Source organism: Luteimonas pelagia (assembly GCF_054776035.1).
Genome location: NZ_BAAHCG010000001.1, coordinates 432,359 through 451,455, shown reverse-complemented (window position 1 = coordinate 451,455; position 19,097 = coordinate 432,359). Strand labels below are relative to the sequence as shown.

Below are 19,097 nucleotides of genomic sequence, written 5' to 3'. Positions count from 1 at the left end.
TCTAGGCGTGAGGCGGGATGCGCGAGCCTTTCGTCACTCGCGCTCCGGAACCAGGCGCAGCGTGTGTCGCGTCTCGCCAGGCAGGAACGGCGTCGGACGCCCATGGACCCAGTCGTCGTGGCCCGCGCCCCAGAAGGGCGAGAGGGGGGTGGCCACTCTGGCCGCCGGGCATGTGCGCGATGCCTTCCGCCTCGTGCCCGGGCGCGACGACCATGCGCTGCGATGCACCGGCGTCCGGCGACTGCGCGCGCGGGGTGAGCGTGTCGCCCGCGAGCGGCTCGCGCGGCATGCACAGCACGCGAACGCCGAGGAGCGGGATCGCCCCGGCCAGCGGGTGGCAGATCCGCGCGGTGTTGCGCTCCGACCACGTGCGCTCGGAGAGCGGACCGCGGCCGGACAGTTCGTCGCGGACTTCCCTGGCGGCGTCCTCGAACAGCGCGGGCCAGCTGTCGAACGCGCGCGGCAGCAGGTGCGCCGGCCGTGTCGACGCGATCGGCCAGGCGACGCCCTCGAACTGCGGAAGGCCCGGGACAGGCATGGCGTCGCCGAGCTCGGCGCGCGCGGGCGCGAGCAGGCCGTCGAGGATGCGTGCATGGACCGCGAGGCGCCATGCGCGCGCGATCCGGTAGCTCGCCGTGTCGCCACTCGCGCGCCGTGGCCATGCCGCGTCGGCGTCCGCCAGCGCCGAAAGCGCCGGCGTGCCCGCCGCGCGTGCCTGCGCGCGCAGCAGGTCCCACCAGCGCTCGAGGAACATCGCGCGGTCATCGAGCTGGATCTCGAGCAGGTCCCGTGCGTCGAAGCGCGTGCCCGCCACGAGTCGATCCCGGATCATCCAGGCGCGCACGCCGTTCGCGTAGCCGCCGTCGCCGATGGCGGCCAGCGCCTCGCCATCCACGACGCGGGCGTTCGCGGTCCACAATCGGCCGTCCACGGGGTCCTTGATCCCGGGGTTCCCGGCAGTCGCCAGTTGCCAGGGGCTGCACGACGCTGGTTCCGGATCCGTCCCGGGCGGGTCCGCAAGGGGGCCGTCGACGTCGCAGCGCCCGCCCACCGGAATGGGCCCGAGCAGGCGCCAGCCGATGCGGCCGCTCCGGTCGCCGGCGACCAGGTTCTGCGCGGGAATGGCCGTGTCATCCGCTGCCGCGAACAGTGCATGGAGGTCGCCCGCGTTCGCGAAGTCCAACAGGCCCAGGTTCAGCGCGCCCGGCAGGTGGGCGGCCCAGCGCATCGCGAGGCCGTCGCCCGACGGCGTGGCGTGCACGAGCGGTCCCCAGTCCGTTTCCCGCACTTCGAAGCGGACCGGATCGCCACCGGCGACCTCGATGGTTTCGACATGGACGCGCGCGGCCCGGCAGCCCACCGCGCAGCCCGGCTCCCGCCGCCAGTCGGCCCAGTCGCCATAGCTGTTCGTGAAGCCCCAGGCGACGTGGCCGTTGCTTCCCACGACGACCCCGGGCAGGCCCGGCAGGCTGAAACCGGTGATGTCCGCGCGTCCGCCCGGCGCGCCGCGATCCGGATAGCGCAACCGCACGCGGAACCAGATGTTCGGCGCGCGCAGCCCGAGGTGCATGTCGTCGGCGACGAGCGCCGCGCCGTGCCGGGTCAATGCGCCCGACACGGCGAAGTTGTTGCTGCCGCGCGCGAACGGGGGTTCGACCGACGGGCCGGTGACGGTGCCGGGCGCCGGCAGGGCACGCAGGTCCACGACGTCGGGCTCAGGAAGCACGGCGTCACCGCGGCCACTGCCCTGCAACGGCGCGTCCCAGCTGCTGCCGTCATGCACCAGCAACCGGTACAGCGCGGGCGGGAGGTGCGGGCGCACGCGCCACAACGCGTACTCCCGCGCGTTGTCGCCGCCCTGCAGGTCGAAGTACATCGCGAAGCCGACCAGGGCCGAGTCCGCCGGCGTCCACGGCGCGGGCGGCTGGCGCAGCAGGAGGTAGGGCCAGGGGCGCCCCGCCAGCGCGTCCAGTCCCGCGTTGGCGCCTTCGGCATAGGCGTTGGCGACGCCCTGGTGGCGGCCCAGGATGCGCGCCAGGTTCGCGTCGGTGCGCGCGCGCATCCGGTGGATGCGCTGGCCGCGATCATGGTCGAGGGCGCGGGGGCCGAACAGCGCCGCCAGCTCGCCGGCGGCGCTGCGGCGCATCAGGTCCATCTCGAAATAGCGCTCCTGCGCGTGCACGTAGCCGAGTGCGCGCATGGCGTCGGCCTGGCTGGCCGCGTCGATGGTGACGGTGCCGAGTGCATCGCGCGCCACGGTCGCCGGCGCGGCCAGGCCGGACAGCGGGTGTTCGCCGTCAAGCGGTGGAAGGCTCCGCCGCAGGCCGATCCAAGCCGCGAGCACCGCGACCATCGCGAGCGCGACCAGGCCGCCGGCGCCCCACGTGCTCCATCGGCGCAGTTGCCGCCTGTCCATGCGATGTCGCCCCCGTGCGCGCCGTGGCCGAACCGGCCTCGCCGGCACGTTGGCCCAGTCGTGCACCGCGACGCAAGCGCCATGGGGCACGCGGCCCCCGCCGGGCACGGGTGCCCCGCGGGCGGACAGGACAACCAGGTCGGCGCCCGAAGCCGGCGACCGTCCGACGCGGGGCGACGCTCGCTCTCCCCGGCCTGCACAGGGATGTGCGGGCCTTTTCTTTTTTCAGGACGGGGGCGCTTCCCGGGCCGGCATGTCGGCCCGTGCCAGCCATCGCGCGAGCAGGACGGCCGCCACGGCCCCGGCGACCTGCGCGGCCACGAACGCGCCGACGTCGTCCGGCCGGATGCCGGCGAAGGTCGTGGTGATCGAGCGCGCCAGGGTGACTGCCGGATTGGCGAACGACGTGCTCGCGGTGAACCAGTACGCGGCGAAGATCCATGACGCGACGAGCCCGGGGACCGCGGCGGGCCGGTGCCGCAGGCCCATCAGGATCGCCAGCACCAGGCCGAACGTGGCGACGCCCTCGCTCAGCCATTGCGCGCCGCCGGTCCTGGCGCGGAGGCCGGGTTGCACCAGCGGGAGTTCGAACATCGCGTGCGCGAGCAGGACGCCCGCGATCGCACCGAGGACCTGCACCAGGACGTAGGCGAGGGCGTCCCGCGTCCGCATCGCGCCGCGAAGGCGCATGGCCAGCGTCACGGCGGGATTGAAGTGCGCCCCCGACACGGGACCGAACAGCACGATCAGGACGTAGAGCACCGCCGCGGTCGCGGCGGCATTGGCCAGGAGCGCGATCCCGTCGTTGCCCTGGGCGAGCGCGACGCCCATCACGCCCGACCCGACCACCGTCGACAGCAGGAGCGCGGTGCCGAGTCCCTCGGACAGCAGCGTCGCAGGCGTGGCGCGGATCACAGGGCCCCCAGGAGCGCGATGACGCGGGCTTCGATGTCGTCGCGGACCGCGCGATAGCCGTCGTCGTCCATGTCGCGCGGGTCGGGCAGGGCCCAGTCCTGGCGCAAACGTGCCGCGATCCAGGGGCAGCTGTCGCCGCAGCCCATGGTCACCACCGCGTCGAAGGGTCCCTGGACGTCGTCCAGGGACTTCGAACCGTGCGCCGAAAGGTCGTAGCCGCGCTCGGCCATGAACCGGACTGCCTTCGGGTTGATGCGCCCGGTCGGCCGCGAACCGGCGCTTGCCGCCTCGACCGCGTCGCCCCCATGCGTGCGTGCGAACGCCTCGGCCATCTGGCTGCGATTGGCGTTCTCCACGCACACGAACAGCACGCGCTTGCGCTGGTCCATGGTCCCCGGCCCTCAGCAGCAGCCGGACGCCGGCGCGCAGCACCTGCCGCTCGAGGCGGCCATCGGCTGCATCCTCGCGAGGTCGGGCGTGCAGGAGGCGCCATCGGTCGCGCAGGCGGCGGACGCGCCGTGGTAGGTCGTCGCGCTGCCGAACGTGTGGAACGTCTCCCACTTCGTCCCCTGCGGATCCTCGGTCCAGAACTTGTCCGAGCGCGCATAGCAGCAGACGGTCGCTTCTTCGGGCACGACGGTGCCGCCGGCGGCGTCGAGCCGGCGGCCGAGTTCGGCCAGTGCATCGGGATCGTCCGCCTGGATGCCCAGGTGCTCGATGCCCACCGCGCCGCTGTTGGTGGAGATGGCGAAGTTCACGCGCGGGTCGTCGAGCAGCCACTTCGCGTAGTCGGTCTTCTCGACGGTCGGCGCGCTGCCGAACAGGGCGGTGTAGAAGCGGATGCTGGCGTGCAGGTCGGCGACGGCCAGGTGGACGTGGAAGCGGTTCATGCGGGTGTCTTCCTTCCGGGGGTGCAGTCGGTTGCGGGGCCGCAGGTGGCATCGCCCCCGCAGCAGTTTTCGGTGAGGTAGCCGAGCAGCGCGTCCATCGCGTCGTAGGCGGCGCTGACGCGGATCACGCGACCCTCGCGCCGGTCCCGGACCAGGCCGGCGGCGCGCAGGGTGTTGAGGTGGGCGGTCAGGGTCGCGGGCGGGACGTCCAGGCGCGCGCGCAGGTCGCCAACGGGCATCCCGTCGCGTCCGGCCTGCACGAGCGCGCGGAACGCGGCGAGGCGGGTCTCGTGCCCGAGGGCGGCCAGTGCCTGCAGCGCGGTCTTGGTTTCCATCATTCCAGAATAATGGAAATAAGTGACCTGTCAATGGCCCGCAGGCGGCGGGCTATCGGCGCACGATGCGGTAGGCGACGGTTTCCAGCGCGGTCACGCCTTCGGCCACGAACCCCGGCTGGTCGGCCAGGATGTCGCGGCGCTCGAGCACGTCGACCATCCAGTCCCGTTCGAACAGGGACCGCACCTCGACTTCGGGCACGGTGAAGGGCGGACCCTTCTTCTCGGCCGGCGGGTACTCGAGGGTGATCACCAGCCCGCGGCAGCCGCGGGGCAGCCGCGCGTAGGGCGTGCGTGCGTAGCGCGCACGCAGTTCCGGCGGCAGGGCGATGAGCGCCGCGCGGTCGAACACGCCCTGGCACGACGCCAGCAATGCATCGTCCATGTCGAACACGTCGCCGCACACCAGCTCGACGCCGCCCGCCGCGTAGTGCGTGCCCGAAGCCGTGTCGCGCACGGACGGCGCCAGCCCCTGTGCATCGAAGAACGCCTCGACCGCGATGCGGGACAACTCCACGCCGAGCACCGGGTGGCCCCGTGCGGCCAGCCAGGCCATGTCCAGCGACTTGCCCGCGAGCGGGACGAAGACGCGCCCGCCGTCGGGCACGCCGACCGCGTTCCAGTGCGCCTGGAGCAGGGGCGTGACCTGGTCCTGGTGGAACCCGGTCCGCCCCTCGCGCCAGCGCGCCTGCCAGAACTCAGGATCCATCCAGGGTTCCCGCGGCGCTGGCCGATGCGGCGACCCGGCGCGTGGACCGGTGCCCGCTCATGCGAGCGAGAGGCCGTCGACCTTCTGCCACCCGCGGGGCAGCAGCCCGCCGCGGCTGGCGCGACTACCCAGGTACGCCTCGAGGTCCTTGAACGCGAGCGACATCGTCCGTTGCCCCGAGTGCACCTGCAGCGTGCCGCCCGGCGGCACCACGGCCACGGCCACGACCTTCTCGGTGCCGCGCTTGGCCTTGGGGATCTCGATCAGCTTGTTGCCCTTGCCCTTTGCCAGCTCGGGCAGGTCGGCGACGGGGAAGGCGAGGAGGTGGCCGGCCGAGGTGACCGCCACGATCCGGTCGGCCGCCACGTCCTGCACCATCGCCGGCTGCACGACCTTGGCGCCCGGCGACAGCGACAAGAGCGCCTTGCCGGCCTTGTTGCGGCCCGTGAGGTTCTCGAACCGCGTCACGAAGCCGTAGCCGTGCGAGGACGCCAGTACCAGCGCGGCATCGTTCTCGCCGCTGGCCAACGCCTGGAACGACGCGCCCGAGGGCGGCGCGAAGCGGCCGGTCAGCGGCTCGCCATTGCCGCGCGCGGAGGGCAGCCCGTGCGTGAGCGTCGAGTAGCTGCGACCGGTCGAATCCAGGAACGCCACCTGCCAGGTGCTGCGCCCCGGCACGGCGGCCAGCAACGCGTCCCCCTCCCGGTAGCCGAGGGTGGCCGCATCGATGCCGTGGCCCTTCGCGGCGCGCACCCAGCCCTTCTGGCTGAGCACGACGGTCATCGGCTCGCTGGCCACGAGGTCGGTCTCGTCCAGCGCCTGCGCCGATTCGCGCGCGACCAGCGGCGAGCGGCGCGCGTCGCCGAACTTCTTCGCATCGGCCAGCAGCTCGTCCTTGACCAGCTTCCGCAGCTTGGCCTTGCTGCCGAGCGTGGCGATCAGGCGGTCGCGCTCGCTGTCGAGTTCGTCCTGCTCGCCCCGGATCTTCATCTCCTCCAGGCGCGCGAGCTGGCGCAGGCGGGTCTCGAGGATGTAGTCGACCTGGTCGTCGGACAGTTCGAAGCGCTTCTGCAGCACCGGGCGCGGTTCGTCCTCGGTGCGGATGATGCGGATCACCTCGTCCAGGTTGAGGAAGGCGACCAGCAGGCCCTCGAGCAGGTGCCGGCGGCGCTCGACCTTCTCCAGCCGGTGCTTCAGGCGCCGGGTGACGGTGTCGCCGCGGAACGCCAGCCATTCGGACAGCAGCGCCCCGAGATTCTTGACCTGCGGCTTGCCGTCCAGGCCGATCACGTTGAGGTTGACCCGGAAGCTCTTCTCCAGGTCCGTGGTCGCGAACAGGTGGCCCATCAGCTGCTCGACGTCCACGCGGTTGCTGCGTGGCACCAGCACGAGGCGCACCGGGTTCTCGTGGTCGGACTCGTCGCGCAGGTCCTCCAGCCACGGCAGCTTCTTGGCCCGCATCTGCGCGGCGATCTGCTCGATCACCTTGCTCGGCGACACCTGGTGGGGCAGGGCGTCGACGACGATGTTGCCGCTGCCTTCCTTCTTGAAGGTGGCGCGCGCGCGCACGCTGCCGTTGCCGGTTTCGTAGAGCGACAGCAGGTCGGCGGCCGGCGTGATGATCTCGGCGGTGGTCGGGTAGTCCGGGCCGCGCACGTGCTCCATCAGGTCGCGCACGGTCGCGTCCGGGTCGTCGAGCAGGCGCACGCACGCGCTCACGATCTCGTTGAGGTTGTGCGGGGGCACGTCGGTCGCCATGCCGACGGCGATGCCCGTGGTGCCGTTGAGCAGGAGGTGCGGCAGGCGCGCGGGCAACCAGCTCGGCTCCTCCAGCGTGCCGTCGAAGTTGGGCGCCCAGTCGACCGTGCCCTGGCCGAGTTCGCCCAGCAGGACCTCGGCGATCGGCGTGAGCTTGCTCTCGGTGTAGCGCATCGCCGCGAACGACTTGGGGTCGTCGGGCGATCCGAAATTGCCCTGGCCGTCGATTAGCGGGTAGCGCCACGAGAACGGCTGCGCCATCAGCACCATCGCCTCGTAGCAGGCGCTGTCGCCGTGCGGGTGGTACTTGCCGATCACGTCGCCGACGGTGCGCGCCGACTTCTTCGGCTTGGCGCCCGCATTGAGGCCCAGCTCGCTCATCGCGTAGACGATCCGCCGCTGCACCGGCTTGAGACCGTCGCCGATGAAGGGCAGGGCGCGGTCCAGCACCACGTACATGGAGTAGTCCAGGTACGCGCGCTCGGCGTACTCGCGCAGCGGGATCTGCTCGAAGCCGTGGAAGGCGGGGCGGACGGCGTCGTCGGTCATCGTCGGTCGTACGTCGGGGGAACGCGCGATTGTACGGTGCAGGGCCGGCGCGGCCGGGTCGGCCCCGCCGCTGCATTGGCGGGGTTGGGCGCGGGATGGCGCTCGCCCGGCGGCATGGCGACGTCACGCCCGGCGCGGCGCCGTGCGGATACACTGCGCGCCTTGCGCCGAGGGCCCAGGCATGACGAACACGTTCTCCACCGTTGACCGCGAGAGCGTCCTCCCGCTGGACGTCCAGGAAGTCTTCGGTGACGGCGACGCCGGCATCGAGGAGGTCCTTGCGGCCGCCCGCGAGGCGTTCCCGGGGCGGCGCCTGATCGTCTGGCAGGGCGATCCGCAGACCTTCGCCTTCGACTACGTCGGGGGCGACGCCGAGCAGCTGCTCGGCCACCCCGCTTCCCTGTGGCTGGACCCGTCGTTCTGGGTGGACACCATCGTCCATCCGGAGGACCGGCGCGACGCCGTCGCCTACTGCGCGCTGGCCTCGGGCAAGGCGCGTGACCATGTCTTCGAGTACCGGGCGGTCCATCCCGGGGGCGGCGTGGTGTGGCTGGTCGACTACGTCCGGGTCATTCGGGGCCTTCGGGGGATCCCCACGGTCCTTCGCGGGATCATGTTCGACATCACGGCCGAGAAGGCGCGCTGCGGGGACTACGCGCGTGCGCCCACGTTGCGGCTGCCAACCGCATCCGACCTGAAGGCGCTGCCATAGCGGGACTGGGCCGTTGACAAGCCCCCGGCCGCACCGCAACATACGCGGCCCACCTGCCCAGGTGGCGGAATTGGTAGACGCACTAGTTTCAGGTACTAGCGGGTAAAACCGTGGAGGTTCGAGTCCTCTCCTGGGCACCATGACACCGTCGGGCGGCATCACCGTCCGGCACCAGAAACCCGCCGATGGCGGGTTTTTTGTTGACCGGCACGGGATTCCTCATGCCGCGTCGATCCCCCGGGTGGGATAGTCCGGCGTCTTGCGCGGAGGCACGATGGAAGGCAAGGACCGCAGGAAGGACGAGGCACGCGACCTCGCCCGATTGCGCGCGGGATTGAACGCGAAGCAGTTGTCCACGATCGCCACGATGCAACATCTGGGCTGGACGCTCCGGTTCGTGCGGCGTCCGTTGTTCCTGGAGCCGGTCCCGGTCATGTTCGACCGCGCCGGACGCCGCAGCGCGGTGATGGAGCCCGATGGCACCGCCAACGGGGACCATGGGCTCAAGCTGCGCGACTGACTGGCCCCGCTCCACCGCGACGGGCCGCGACACGCGAACGGGCGAAAGGAGCCGCGAATGAGCAGGAAGTCCGGCAGGGACAAGGGCGCCAAGGCGGGCAAGGGTGCGAAGCCAGGCGGCAAGGCCTCCCCACCGCGGGGCGGATCAGGCGGCAAGCGGGGCAAGCCCGCGTCCAGCCGCCCTGGATGGATGCCCGAGCCGCCGGCGCGCGGCCCCGGGAGGCGTGCACCGGCGGAAGCCGGACGCGGCGGCCGTGGTGGTGGCGCGGGCTTCCACGACCCGCATGCCGATCGCGAGGCGCGTCGCTACGCGGATCCCATCGCGAGCCGCGAGGCGATCCTCGCGCTGCTGGACGCTGCCGACGGCCCGCTGGAGGCGGATGACATCGCAAGCCGGCTCGGCCTCGAGGCGCCGGACCGGTTCGACGCCCTCTCCAAGCGCCTGGCCGCGATGCTGCGCGACGGCCAGCTGCTGCAGAACCGCCGCGGCGGCTACGTGCCCGCCGCACATGCGGACCTGGTGCCCGGCACCGTGATCGCGAACCCCGACGGCTTCGGCTTCCTGCGCCCGGACGCCGGCGGCGACGACCTGTTCCTGCCGCCGTTCGAGATGCGCAAGGCCATGCACGGCGACCGCGTGCTGGCCAGCGTCACCGGCATGGACCGGCGCGGCCGGCTGGAGGGCGCGATCGTCGAGGTGCTCGAGCGCCGCCTCACGCGGCTGATCGGCCGCTACATCGTCGAGGCAGGGATCGGCTACGTGGTGCCCGACGATCCGCGCATCCAGCGCAACCTGCTGATCGCCCCCGACGCGCACGGCGACGCGCAGCCAGGGCAACTGGTGGTGGCGGAAATCACCCAGTCGCCGGACCCGCGGCGCCCGCCGATCGGTCGCATCCTGACGGTGCTCGGCGACCGGCTGACGGCGTCGCTGGCGGTGCAGGCGGCGATCCACGGCCACGACATCCCGCACGAATTCCCGCGCCCGGTGCTCGACCAGGCCGCGGGCGTGCCCGTCGACGTGCAGGACGACGAGGCGAAGCGCCGCCGCGACCTGCGCAAGCTGCCGCTGGTCACCATCGACGGCGAGGACGCGAAGGATTTCGACGACGCGGTGTACTGCGAGCCCAACCGGGACGGGTTCCGGCTGGTCGTCGCGATCGCCGACGTCTCGCACTACGTGCGCCCGGGCACGCCGCTCGACGACGAGGCGCAGAAGCGCGCGACGTCCGTGTACTTCCCGGGCTTCGTGGTGCCGATGCTGCCGGAGACCCTGTCCAACGGCATCTGCTCGCTCAAGCCGAAGGTCGACCGGCTGTGCTTCGTCTGCGACATGCAGGTCGACCGCAAGGGCGAGGTCACCGGCTCGGAGTTCTACGAGGCGGTCATGCACTCGCATGCGCGCCTGACCTACACCCAGGTCTGGAATGCGCTGGACGAGGGCGCGCCCGGGCCGGAGCGCGAGGAGGCCCTGACGGTCATCGGCAAGCTGCTGCCGCAGGTCGAGCGCCTGCACCAGCTCTACGAGGTGCTCGCCAAGGCCCGCCGCAAGCGCGGCGCGATCGAGTTCGAGACCAGCGAGGTGCGCTTCGTGCTCGGGCCGAAGGGCGAGGTCGTCCAGGCCGGCATGCTCCAGCGCAACGACGCGCACAAGCTGATCGAGGAATGCATGATCGCGGCGAACGTCGAGGCCGCGAAGTTCCTGCTCGGCGCGGAGATCCCGGCGCCGTATCGCATCCACGACCGGCCACCGGAGCAGAAGTACGCGGACCTGGAGGAATTCCTCAAGGAGTTCCAGCTGCGCCTGCCGCCATGGGCCCGGGTGCAGCCGAAGGACTTCACCAGGCTCATGGAGAAGATCCGCGAGCGCCCGGACGCCGCGCTGATCGAGTCGGTGCTGCTGCGCAGCCAGAGCCTGGCCGTGTACGACCCGGAGAACATCGGCCACTTCGGCCTGGCGCTCGGGGAGTACGCGCACTTCACCTCGCCGATCCGGCGCTACCCGGACCTGCTGGTTCACCGGGCGATCAAGCACGCACTCGGCGGCGGGAACGCGGAGGACTTCCACTACGCGCACCAGGAGATGTCCGCGCTCTCGCTGCAGAGCTCCGAGCGCAGCCGGCGCGCCGACGAGGCCTCGCGCGAGGTCGACGAGCGCTACCGGGCCGCGTGGATGGAACAGCACGTCGGCGGCGAGTTCGAAGGCGTGATCAGCGGCGTGACCAGCTTCGGCCTGTTCGTCGAGCTGGACGCGTCGAAGGTCAACGGCCTGGTGCACGTGACCCAGCTGCCGAACGACTACTACCACTTCGACCCGATCCGGAAGACGCTGTCCGGCGAGCGCCGCGGCAAGGAATACCGGCTTGGCGACCGGGTGCGGATCCTGGTGCTCAAGGCGAGCGTGGAGGACCGCAAGATCGATTTCCGGCTGGTCGAGGAGGGCGGCCCGCGCAAGGGCGAGCCGAAGCCGCCGAAGGCACCGAAGCCGCGCGGGCAGCCCGCCAAGCGGAAGAAGCACTCGTACTGATGGCCAAGGACACGCAATGGATCGCCGGCATCAACGCGGTCGCCTCGGCGGTCGCCAACGATCCGGAGCACGTGCGCGAAGTGCTGGTCGAGGCGGGGGCGAAGAACCCGCGCCTCGGCGAGCTCGAGACCGAGGCGCGCCGGCACGGCATCGACGTGCGACGCGTGGCGGCCAATGCGCTGGAGGGCGCGGCCGGTGGCGTGCGGCACCAGGGCGTGGTCGCGCGCTACGCTGCGGCGAAGACCTGGGGCGAGCACGACCTGGCGGGCCTGGTCGATGGCGCCGAAGGCCGCGCGCTGCTTCTGGTGCTCGACGGCGTGCAGGATCCGCACAACCTCGGCGCATGCCTGCGCAGCGCGGCGGCGGCGGGCGCGACGGCGGTCGTGATCCCGCGCGACAAGTCGGTGCAGCTCAACGCCACGGTGCGCAAGACCGCGGCCGGCGCGGCGGAAGTCGTGCCCGTGGTCGCGGTGACCAACCTGTCGCGTGCGCTCAAGGACCTGCAGAAGCAGGGCGTGTGGGTGTACGGCCTCGCGGGAGAGTCGGACGGTTCGGTGTACGCGCTCGACCTGAAGGGCAACGTCGCGCTGGTGCTGGGCGGCGAGGGCGAGGGATTGCGGCGCCTGACGCGCGAGACCTGCGATGGCCTGGCGTCGATCCCGATGCCTGGCGGCTTCGAGAGCCTCAACGTGTCGGTGGCCGCGGGCGTGGCCCTGTTCGAGGCGGTGCGCCAGCGGCAGTGACCGCGGCCGTCCGGCCGCACGTTCCGGGGAGGGAGCGATGAACCTCGAGTGGTACGACTGGGTCGGGATCGCCGGCACGCTGATGGTGCTGGGCGCGTTCTTCGGATTGCAGGCGGGGCGCTTGCACGGCAACCGGCTGCCCTACCAGCTGCTCAACCTGTTCGGCGCGGGCGGCGTGCTGGTCTCGCTGCTGGGCAAGTTCAACGTCTCCGTGTTCCTGCTCGAGGCCGCGTGGGTGGCGATCAGCGCCTACGGCATCTGGCGCACCCTCGCGGGCCCGAAACCCGGGAACCCGTAGGAGCGCGCCTGTGCGCGATACCGGCATGGCGCCGGCGTCGCGCCGCGAACCATTCGCGGGCGTAGGCCCGCTCCTACGAGAGCGCGGGAGCGCCGAACCCCTGTGGGAGCGCACCTCGGGGCGCGACCCCGCGTCGGCTGGATCCGCGGCGCAGGCCATCGCGGTGCAAGCCCCGCTCCTACAGGGGCGCGCGCCACGAGTCCGGTGGATGGACGCGCGTAGGAGCGCGCCTACGCGCGCGATGGCGATCGAAGCCCGGATGTCGCGGCGCAAGCGATCGCGGGCGCAGGCCCGCTCCTACAGGACCGGGCGTCCGGCCTCAGCGCGACCGGGGCCAGGCGTTCGCGATCGCGCAGAACAGCTGCGCCGTGCGCTCGGCGTCGTACACCGCCGAGTGCGCATCGGCCTGGTTCCAGTCCAGCCCGGCCGCCTGCACGGCACGCGCGAGCACGGTCTGCCCGTAGGCGATGCCCGCCATCGTCACGGTGTCGAACACGCTGAAGGGATGGAACGGATTGCGCTTGTGGCCACTGCGCGCGACCGCGGCGTTGAGGAAGTTCAGGTCGAAGTGGGCGTTGTGGCCCACCAGAATCGCGCGCTGGCAGCCGTTGCGCTTCACCGCGGCGCGCACGGGCGCGAACACGTGGTTGAGCGCCTCGCGCTCCTCCTTCGCCAGCCGGAACGGATGGTCGATGTCGATCCCGGTGACCTCGAGCGACTTCGGGTCGATCTCCGTGCCGGGCGCGGGGACGAGGTGGACGCTCGCGGTGTCGCCGGGAACGAACCGGCCGTCGTCCGAGAGTTCGATCGGCACCGCCGCCAGTTCCAGCAGCGCGTGGCGGTTCCAGTCGAAGCCGCCGGTCTCCACGTCCACCACCACGGGCAGGTAGCCGCGGAAGCGGGTGGCCATGGGGGGCGTCGAGGGGGTGGCAGCGGCCTCGACGGGGGCCACGGGCGGTGTGGGGGCGTCGCCGGTCATCCCGCCAGCCTAGCAGGCCGCGCGGGCGCGGCCATTTCCGCCCTCAGGCCGCACTCGGGGGGCGCGCGACGGTCCCCTCGCCGGCAAGCCGACGGAGCATCGCGTGGCCGTCCGAGACGAAGCGCGCGGCATCCGGCGCGTCGGCCTCGCGCGCCAGTTGCGTGAGCAGGGCGCGCCCCGTCCGCGCCTCTTCGCCCGAGGCCAGTTCCAGCAGGCGCCAGGTCAGCGGCGAGAGTTCGGAGAAATGCACCGTGCCCGCGGCGTCCCGCCGCACCAGGAGCAGGGTGGGCGCCTCGGGTGCCTCCGAAGGCTGGAAGCCGGGCCCGATCCGGTGCACCGGCCACGCGTATGCCAGGACCCACGCGAGCGGGGAGAGGGCCACGGGGACGTCGAGCAGGTCGTCCCCCGTGCCGAAGCGCTCCGGCGCGGGCGCCTCGCTGATCTGCAGCGCGAGTTCCACCCACTCGTAGTGCGCGAGCTCTGCAAGCCAGGGCGGGTCGCCCGCGTCGGTTCCCGCGCGCGCCTCGAGGCACGCGATGAACTCCCGCGCGACTTCGGTGAACAGCGGCGTGCGGGACCGGTGGGTGGCGTAGAACGCGGCGACGAGCGCACGCCAGCCGGCGTCCCCGAGGGTGAGGCGGATGACCGGGAAGTTGCCCGCCAGCAGCGCGTCGATGCCGTTGAGGAACAGGTCCCGGTACACCTTGAGCCGCCGGTCCTCGACGCCCGCGGGCGCGGCGTGCGTCGCCGGATCGCGCACGTGGTCGGCCAGCGTGTCGAGCTGGGCGCGCAGCGTGGCGGCCGGATCAGCCATGGGCCCGCCTCCCCGCCGCTGACGATCCCTGCAGCGCACGGATTCTGTCCACCTCCGCGCGCAGGCGCTCGAACGGCGGGAAGTTGAAGTCGCGCTCGAGCAGCGTGGGCCGCACGCCATGGCGCGCGTAGGCATGTGCGAGCAGGTCCCACACCCCGTCCTTGACCGGCGCGCCGTGCGTGTCGACCTTCAGGTCGTCGGCTTCGTCGAAATGGCCGGCGACGTGGTAGCAGGCGATGCGTTCCGAAGGCATCGCATCGATGTAGGCCACCGCGTCGTAGCCATGGTTCACGGCATTGACGAAGACGTTGTTGACGTCCAGCAGGAGGTCGCAACCGGCCCGGTCGAGTACCGCGTTGACGAAGTCCGCCTCGGCCATCGGCTCGGCCCCGGGCGCCGCGGGATGCGCGAGGTAGTAGCTGACGTTCTCGATCGCGATGCGCCGGCCGAGCGCGTCCTGCACGCGTCGGATGCGCCCGGCGACGTGCTCGACGGCCGCGTCGGTGAAGGGCAGGGGCAGCAGGTCGTACATCTGTCCGCCGTCGCTGCAGTAGCTCAGGTGCTCGCTGTAGAGCGGCACGCGATGGCGGTCCAGGAACACGCGGATGCGCGCCAGCAGCGTCTCGTCGAGCGGGTCGGGCCCACCCAGCGACAGGGAGAGCCCGTGGCACGTGATGGGCACGCGCGCGGACAGCTCATCCAGGGCCTCGCCCAACCGCCCGCCGACGCCGATCCAGTTCTCCGGCGCGCACTCGAGGAAGTCGAACGCACCGGCCGGCGCGTCCCGCAGCGCGTCCAGCAGGCGGCGCCGCAGGCCCAGGCCCGCGCTGCCCGGCGGAATCGGCTTCGGTGCGTTGTCGGTGGTCATCGTGAAATGGAACGGGGCGCCAAGCGCGCCCCGTCCATGGTCATGCATCGCGTCACCGGCGCAGGTCGCGCACCGGGCCGCGCTCCGGGGAGGCGGTCAGGCCGCGCCGCCGCACTTGCCCTCGCCGCACTTGCCTTCCATCGATTCCTTCTCGCCGGCGGCGTGGTGCGCATCCATCTCGGCGGCGCTGATGAAGCCGTCGCCATCGGTGTCGATGCCGGCGAACTTCCCGGCCTGGCCTTCGTGCTTGGCGGCGAACTCGGCCTGCGACAGGCGGCCATCGCCGTCGGTGTCCATCTTCTCCATGCCGCAGCGGCCTTCGCCGCACTTGCCTTCGGCATGCTTCTCGCCGCCATGGTCCTCCATGGCCGCGCCCAGCGCGTAGCCCTGTGCGAGCGTATCCATCGCGAAGGCCGAGCCGGACAGGGCCAGGCCGCCGGCGAGGGCGACGCCCACCGCGGCGACGACGGGTTTGCGGGTCTGCTTGTTCATCGAAACGCTCCGGATGGCGGGCGGCGGGCCCGCAGGGACCCGAATCGTAGCGCCATCTCCGATCCCGAACGCAAGCGTCTCGTTAACCCGCCGAAACGCGACGGCTTCGGTGGTTTACGCAGGCACCCGACCGGCCGGCCGCGCGCCCGCGAAATCGTCCGGCGCCGCTCTTAGGGCGAGGGCGTCGCGCTGCTGCTGTCGTCGCGCTTCTCGCGCGGCGGCAGCTGCTCCTCGCCGTGCACCAGGAACCAGATGTTCTCGGCGATGTTCGTCGCGTGGTCGCCGATCCGCTCGATGTTCTTGGCCATGAACAGCAGGTGCGTGCTCGGCGTGATCGAGCGCGCGTCCTCCATCATGTAGGTGAGCAGCTCGCGGAACAGGCTGGTGTACTGCGCGTCCAGCTCCGCGTCCCGCTCGCGCACCTGCTGCGCCAGGTCGGCGTCGAACGTACGGTAGGCCTTCATCACGTCGCGCACCAGGTCGGCGGCCAGCTTCCCGAGCGTCGCCAGGCCCCGCGTGTGGGGCAGCGGCGGCGCCTGGTTGAGCGTCTTGGAGCGCTTGGCCACGTTCGCGGCGTAGTCGCCGATGCGCTCGATGTCGGAGGCGACGCGGAGCGCGGCCAGCAGCTCGCGCAGGTCGCGCGCCAGCGGTCCGCGCAGCGCCATCTTCATGACGTCGTGTCCCACCTGCTGCTCGATCGCATCGATGGCCTCGTCGTTGGCCACGATGCGGTCGGCGGCGTTGTCGTCGCGGCGGTCGACGACGTCCAGCGCCGCCTCGAGCTGGGCCACCGACATCTCGCCCATGCGGACCAGCTCGTCGAGCAGGTGCTCGCGGTCGGCGTCGTGGCTCTTGAGGATATGGTCGTGGGGTTGTGCGGTCATGTCAGCCGAACCTTCCGGTGATGTAGTCCTCGGTCTGCTGCTTCGAGGGGTTGGAGAAGATGGTTTCGGTCGGACCGTGCTCGACCAGGTCGCCCAGGTACATGAAGGCGGTGAAGTCCGAGACGCGTGCGGCCTGCTGCATGTTGTGGGTCACGATCGCGATCGTGTAGTCGTGCTTGAGCTCCTCGACCAGCTGTTCGATGCGGCTGGTGGAGATCGGGTCCAGCGCCGAGGTCGGCTCGTCGAGCAGCAGCACGTCCGGGCGCAGCGCCACGGCGCGGGCGATGCACAGGCGCTGCTGCTGGCCGCCGGACAGGCCCAGCGCGCTCTGGCCGAGCTTGTCCTTGACCTCGTCCCACAGCGCGCCCTGTCGCAGGGCCTGCTCGACGCGGTCCTTCATCTCCGCCTTGTTGAGCCTCTCGTGGTGGCGGATGCCGTAGGCGACGTTCTCGAAGATGGTCATGGGGAACGGCACGGGCTTCTGGAACACCATGCCGACCTTGCTGCGCAGCCGGTTCATCGGGAACTTCGGGTCGAGGATGTTCTCCCCGTCCAGCAGCACCTGGCCCGACGCCACTTGCTTCGGGTACAGCGCGTAGATGCGGTTGAAGATGCGCAGCAGCGTGGACTTGCCGCAGCCCGACGGCCCGATCAGCGCGGTGACCTTCTTTTCCGGTATGTCGAGCGAGATGTCCTTGAGCGCGTGGAACTTCCCGTAGTGGAAGTCCAGGCCGCGCGCGGCGAGCTTCGGCAGCTTCGCGCTGGCGGCCGAGGCGACGGTGGCGGAATCGTTCATGGCCGGTGTCCTGGCATGGGCATGGAGGGGGCGGGGCGTCTGGTCGAGCATCATGGGGGTCATCCGTGGCCGACCCGCCCGCGCGCAACGATCGCACGCGCCACCAGGCTGACCACCAGCACGAAGAGGGTGAGGACGAAGGCGCCGGCCCAGGCCAGGCCGTGCCAACTGTCGTACGGGCTCATCGCGTACTGGAAGATCACCACCGGCACGTTGGCCATCGGCGCCAGCACGTTGGTGGACCAGTACTGGTTGTTGAGCGCGGTGAAGAGCAGCGGGGCGGTCTCGCCGGAGATTCGGGCCAGCGCCAGAAGGATGCCGGTGACGATGCCGGGCATGGCCGAGCGGTACAGCACCTGCACGATCACCTTCCACTGCGGCACGCCCAGCGACAGCGCGGCCTCGCGCATCTGCGCCGGCACGAGCTGCAGCATCTCGTCGGTCGTGCGCACCACCACCGGCAGCACGATGAAGGCCAGCGCGATGCCGCCGGCCAGGGCCGAGAAGTGGCCCATCTGCGCCACCACCAGGGTGTAGACGAACAGGCCAAGGACGATCGATGGGGCCGACAGCAGGATGTCGTTGACGAAGCGGACCGTCTCGCCGAGGCGCGCCGACCATTTCGAATGCGAGTACTCGGCCAGGAACGTGCCGGCGAGCACGCCGATCGGCGCACCGATCGCGATGCCCAGCAGGCTCATCAGCGCGCTGCCGAAGAAGGCGTTGCGCAGGCCGCCGTCGGCGCCCGGCGGCGGCGTGTCCTGCGTGAACAGCGACAGGTTCATCGCCGAAAGCCCGTGGCTGAGCGTGGTCCACAGGATCCAGACCAGCCAGAACAGGCCGAAGGCCGTCGCCAGCACCGCCAGCACGTTGGCGACGAGGTTCTTGATCCTGCGCGCGCGGTACAGGGATTCCATCAGCGACCCTCCCGGCGGGACAGGCGGCGCAGCATCAGGCGCGAGATCGTCAGCACCACGAAGGTCACCAGGAACAGCACGAAGCCCAGGGCGATCAGCGAGGACAGGTACATCGGCGAGTCGGCCTCGGCGAACTCGTTGGCGATGGTCGCCGCGATCGAGTTGCCCGGTTCCAGCAGCGAGGCGGTGAGCCGGTGCGCGTTGCCGAGCACGAAGGTGACGGCCATGGTCTCGCCCAGCGCGCGGCCCAGGCCCAGGAACACGCCACCGATCACCGCCGATCGGGTGTACGGCAGCACGATGTCCCAGACCACCTCCCAGCGGGTGGAGCCGAGCGCGTAGGCCGATTCCTTGAGCTGCCCCGGCACGGTGAGGAAGACCTCACGCATCACCGACGAGACGAACGGGATCACCATGATCGCCAGCACCAGGCCCGCCGTGCCCATGCCCAGGCCCAGCGGCGGGCCGGAGAACATGGCGCCGATGAGCGGGATGGCGCCGAGGTGCTCGTCAACCCAGGGGTAGATGTTCTGGCCGAGGAAAGGCACCAGGATGAACAGGCCCCACATGCCGTAGATGATCGAGGGGATGCCGGCGAGCAGTTCGACCGCGGCGCCGACGGGACCACGCAGCCACTTGGGCGCGATCTCGGTGAGGAACATGGCGATGCCGAAGCTCACGGGCACGGCGATGAGCATGGCCAGGAACGCGGTGACCAGCGTGCCGTAGATAGGCACCAGCGCGCCGAAGTCCTGCTGCACCGGGTTCCACGCGTCGCGCCACAGGAACGCGAGGCCGAACTTCTCGAACGCTGCGCGGCCGCCCCAGAGCATCGACAGCGCGGCGGCGGCCAGCGACACCAGCACCAGCACGCCCGCGCCGGTGACGACCCAGCGGAAGCCGCGGTCGGCGCGCGCGTCGGCGACGTCACGGGCGGGCGTCGAGGCGGGCAGGGCGGTCGCGTTCATCGGGTGGA

Annotated in this window: 20 protein-coding genes and 1 tRNA gene; 6 read left to right on the top strand and 15 right to left on the bottom strand. The window is 71.4% G+C overall.

The annotated features are described in order from the left end of the window. Position 1: 1 nt before the first annotated feature. The 7 genes from ACYU7H_RS02065 to parC all read right to left on the bottom strand — a co-directional run bounded on the left by ACYU7H_RS02065 (position 2) and on the right by parC (position 7,572). Positions 2-2,416, bottom strand: a complete 2,415-nt coding sequence (locus ACYU7H_RS02065; protein WP_460812081.1) for a penicillin acylase family protein — start codon at positions 2,414-2,416, stop codon at positions 2-4. Between the two features lie 225 nt (positions 2,417-2,641). Then, on the bottom strand, positions 2,642-3,331 hold the full coding sequence (locus tag ACYU7H_RS02060) for an aquaporin (protein WP_460812080.1): 690 nt from the start codon (positions 3,329-3,331) through the stop codon (positions 2,642-2,644). Next, complete coding sequence (locus tag ACYU7H_RS02055; protein ID WP_460812078.1) at positions 3,328-3,720, bottom strand: arsenate reductase ArsC; 393 nt, start codon at positions 3,718-3,720, stop codon at positions 3,328-3,330. The genes ACYU7H_RS02060 and ACYU7H_RS02055 overlap by 4 nt, the downstream gene beginning before the upstream one ends. Before the next feature lie 12 nt (positions 3,721-3,732). Next, positions 3,733-4,221, bottom strand: a complete 489-nt coding sequence (locus ACYU7H_RS02050; protein WP_460812077.1) for an ArsI/CadI family heavy metal resistance metalloenzyme — start codon at positions 4,219-4,221, stop codon at positions 3,733-3,735. Beyond that, positions 4,218-4,556, bottom strand: coding sequence for an ArsR/SmtB family transcription factor (locus tag ACYU7H_RS02045; protein WP_460812075.1), 339 nt, complete (start codon positions 4,554-4,556; stop codon positions 4,218-4,220). The genes ACYU7H_RS02050 and ACYU7H_RS02045 overlap by 4 nt, the downstream gene beginning before the upstream one ends. A 52-nt stretch (positions 4,557-4,608) precedes the next feature. Continuing rightward, the gene (locus ACYU7H_RS02040) at positions 4,609-5,265 is read right to left on the bottom strand and encodes a thiopurine S-methyltransferase (protein WP_460812074.1); all 657 of its coding nucleotides are present in this window, start codon (positions 5,263-5,265) and stop codon (positions 4,609-4,611) included. Positions 5,266-5,322: 57 nt separating this feature from the next. After that, positions 5,323-7,572 (bottom strand): DNA topoisomerase IV subunit A, encoded by a 2,250-nt coding sequence (parC, locus tag ACYU7H_RS02035; protein ID WP_460812072.1) that lies wholly within the window; start codon positions 7,570-7,572, stop codon positions 5,323-5,325. A 181-nt stretch (positions 7,573-7,753) separates the two neighbouring features. Between parC and ACYU7H_RS02030 the strand changes: the two genes are divergently transcribed. The 6 genes from ACYU7H_RS02030 to ACYU7H_RS02005 all read left to right on the top strand — a co-directional run bounded on the left by ACYU7H_RS02030 (position 7,754) and on the right by ACYU7H_RS02005 (position 12,371). Continuing rightward, positions 7,754-8,284 (top strand): PAS domain-containing protein, encoded by a 531-nt coding sequence (locus ACYU7H_RS02030; RefSeq protein WP_460812070.1) that lies wholly within the window; start codon positions 7,754-7,756, stop codon positions 8,282-8,284. Positions 8,285-8,339: 55 nt separating this feature from the next. Next, positions 8,340-8,424 (top strand) — tRNA-Leu (locus ACYU7H_RS02025). A 134-nt stretch (positions 8,425-8,558) separates the two neighbouring features. After that, complete coding sequence (locus tag ACYU7H_RS02020; protein WP_460812068.1) at positions 8,559-8,804, top strand: hypothetical protein; 246 nt, start codon at positions 8,559-8,561, stop codon at positions 8,802-8,804. A 57-nt stretch (positions 8,805-8,861) separates the two neighbouring features. After that, on the top strand, positions 8,862-11,330 hold the full coding sequence (rnr, locus tag ACYU7H_RS02015; protein WP_460812066.1) for a ribonuclease R: 2,469 nt from the start codon (positions 8,862-8,864) through the stop codon (positions 11,328-11,330). Continuing rightward, on the top strand, positions 11,330-12,073 hold the full coding sequence (gene rlmB, locus ACYU7H_RS02010) for a 23S rRNA (guanosine(2251)-2'-O)-methyltransferase RlmB (protein ID WP_460812065.1): 744 nt from the start codon (positions 11,330-11,332) through the stop codon (positions 12,071-12,073). The genes rnr and rlmB overlap by 1 nt, the downstream gene beginning before the upstream one ends. A gap of 37 nt (positions 12,074-12,110) precedes the next feature. Next, on the top strand, positions 12,111-12,371 hold the full coding sequence (locus ACYU7H_RS02005) for a CBU_0592 family membrane protein (RefSeq protein ID WP_460812063.1): 261 nt from the start codon (positions 12,111-12,113) through the stop codon (positions 12,369-12,371). A gap of 319 nt (positions 12,372-12,690) precedes the next feature. On the opposite strand, the gene rnt is transcribed toward ACYU7H_RS02005, so the two are convergent. From rnt to pstC, 8 genes are all read right to left on the bottom strand, one after another. Continuing rightward, entirely contained in the window at positions 12,691-13,281 is a 591-nt protein-coding gene (gene rnt / locus ACYU7H_RS02000) for a ribonuclease T (protein ID WP_460812062.1), read from the bottom strand. Between the two features lie 112 nt (positions 13,282-13,393). Beyond that, the gene (locus ACYU7H_RS01995) at positions 13,394-14,164 is read right to left on the bottom strand and encodes an HvfC family RiPP maturation protein (RefSeq protein WP_460812060.1); all 771 of its coding nucleotides are present in this window, start codon (positions 14,162-14,164) and stop codon (positions 13,394-13,396) included. After that, positions 14,157-15,032, bottom strand: a complete 876-nt coding sequence (locus tag ACYU7H_RS01990; protein WP_460812058.1) for an HvfB family MNIO-type RiPP peptide maturase — start codon at positions 15,030-15,032, stop codon at positions 14,157-14,159. Before ACYU7H_RS01990 ends, ACYU7H_RS01995 begins: the two co-directional genes overlap by 8 nt. 96 nt (positions 15,033-15,128) lie before the next feature. Beyond that, positions 15,129-15,524, bottom strand: a complete 396-nt coding sequence (locus ACYU7H_RS01985; protein WP_460812057.1) for an HvfA family oxazolone/thioamide-modified RiPP metallophore — start codon at positions 15,522-15,524, stop codon at positions 15,129-15,131. Between the two features lie 170 nt (positions 15,525-15,694). Continuing rightward, complete coding sequence (phoU, locus tag ACYU7H_RS01980; RefSeq protein ID WP_460812055.1) at positions 15,695-16,408, bottom strand: phosphate signaling complex protein PhoU; 714 nt, start codon at positions 16,406-16,408, stop codon at positions 15,695-15,697. Position 16,409: 1 nt separating this feature from the next. Further along, entirely contained in the window at positions 16,410-17,204 is a 795-nt protein-coding gene (pstB, locus tag ACYU7H_RS01975; protein WP_460812054.1) for a phosphate ABC transporter ATP-binding protein PstB, read from the bottom strand. A 59-nt stretch (positions 17,205-17,263) separates the two neighbouring features. Further along, the gene (gene pstA / locus ACYU7H_RS01970) at positions 17,264-18,121 is read right to left on the bottom strand and encodes a phosphate ABC transporter permease PstA (RefSeq protein WP_460812052.1); all 858 of its coding nucleotides are present in this window, start codon (positions 18,119-18,121) and stop codon (positions 17,264-17,266) included. Continuing rightward, the gene (gene pstC / locus ACYU7H_RS01965) at positions 18,121-19,089 is read right to left on the bottom strand and encodes a phosphate ABC transporter permease subunit PstC (protein ID WP_460812051.1); all 969 of its coding nucleotides are present in this window, start codon (positions 19,087-19,089) and stop codon (positions 18,121-18,123) included. The genes pstA and pstC overlap by 1 nt, the downstream gene beginning before the upstream one ends. Between the last annotated feature and the right edge of the window lie 8 nt (positions 19,090-19,097).

Coding starts and splice junctions, on each gene's coding strand:
- ACYU7H_RS02065 (WP_460812081.1), bottom strand. CDS start 2,416: ATGGACAGGCGGCAACTGCGCCGATGGAGCACGTGGGGCGCCGGCGGC.
- ACYU7H_RS02055 (WP_460812078.1), bottom strand. CDS start 3,720: ATGGACCAGCGCAAGCGCGTGCTGTTCGTGTGCGTGGAGAACGCCAAT.
- ACYU7H_RS02050 (WP_460812077.1), bottom strand. CDS start 4,221: ATGAACCGCTTCCACGTCCACCTGGCCGTCGCCGACCTGCACGCCAGC.
- ACYU7H_RS02045 (WP_460812075.1), bottom strand. CDS start 4,556: ATGGAAACCAAGACCGCGCTGCAGGCACTGGCCGCCCTCGGGCACGAG.
- ACYU7H_RS02040 (WP_460812074.1), bottom strand. CDS start 5,265: ATGGATCCTGAGTTCTGGCAGGCGCGCTGGCGCGAGGGGCGGACCGGG.
- parC (WP_460812072.1), bottom strand. CDS start 7,572: ATGACCGACGACGCCGTCCGCCCCGCCTTCCACGGCTTCGAGCAGATC.
- ACYU7H_RS02030 (WP_460812070.1), top strand. CDS start 7,754: ATGACGAACACGTTCTCCACCGTTGACCGCGAGAGCGTCCTCCCGCTG.
- ACYU7H_RS02020 (WP_460812068.1), top strand. CDS start 8,559: ATGGAAGGCAAGGACCGCAGGAAGGACGAGGCACGCGACCTCGCCCGA.
- rnr (WP_460812066.1), top strand. CDS start 8,862: ATGAGCAGGAAGTCCGGCAGGGACAAGGGCGCCAAGGCGGGCAAGGGT.
- rlmB (WP_460812065.1), top strand. CDS start 11,330: ATGGCCAAGGACACGCAATGGATCGCCGGCATCAACGCGGTCGCCTCG.
- ACYU7H_RS02005 (WP_460812063.1), top strand. CDS start 12,111: ATGAACCTCGAGTGGTACGACTGGGTCGGGATCGCCGGCACGCTGATG.
- rnt (WP_460812062.1), bottom strand. CDS start 13,281: ATGGCCACCCGCTTCCGCGGCTACCTGCCCGTGGTGGTGGACGTGGAG.
- ACYU7H_RS01995 (WP_460812060.1), bottom strand. CDS start 14,164: ATGGCTGATCCGGCCGCCACGCTGCGCGCCCAGCTCGACACGCTGGCC.
- ACYU7H_RS01990 (WP_460812058.1), bottom strand. CDS start 15,032: ATGACCACCGACAACGCACCGAAGCCGATTCCGCCGGGCAGCGCGGGC.
- ACYU7H_RS01985 (WP_460812057.1), bottom strand. CDS start 15,524: ATGAACAAGCAGACCCGCAAACCCGTCGTCGCCGCGGTGGGCGTCGCC.
- phoU (WP_460812055.1), bottom strand. CDS start 16,408: ATGACCGCACAACCCCACGACCATATCCTCAAGAGCCACGACGCCGAC.
- pstB (WP_460812054.1), bottom strand. CDS start 17,204: ATGAACGATTCCGCCACCGTCGCCTCGGCCGCCAGCGCGAAGCTGCCG.
- pstA (WP_460812052.1), bottom strand. CDS start 18,121: ATGGAATCCCTGTACCGCGCGCGCAGGATCAAGAACCTCGTCGCCAAC.
- pstC (WP_460812051.1), bottom strand. CDS start 19,089: ATGAACGCGACCGCCCTGCCCGCCTCGACGCCCGCCCGTGACGTCGCC.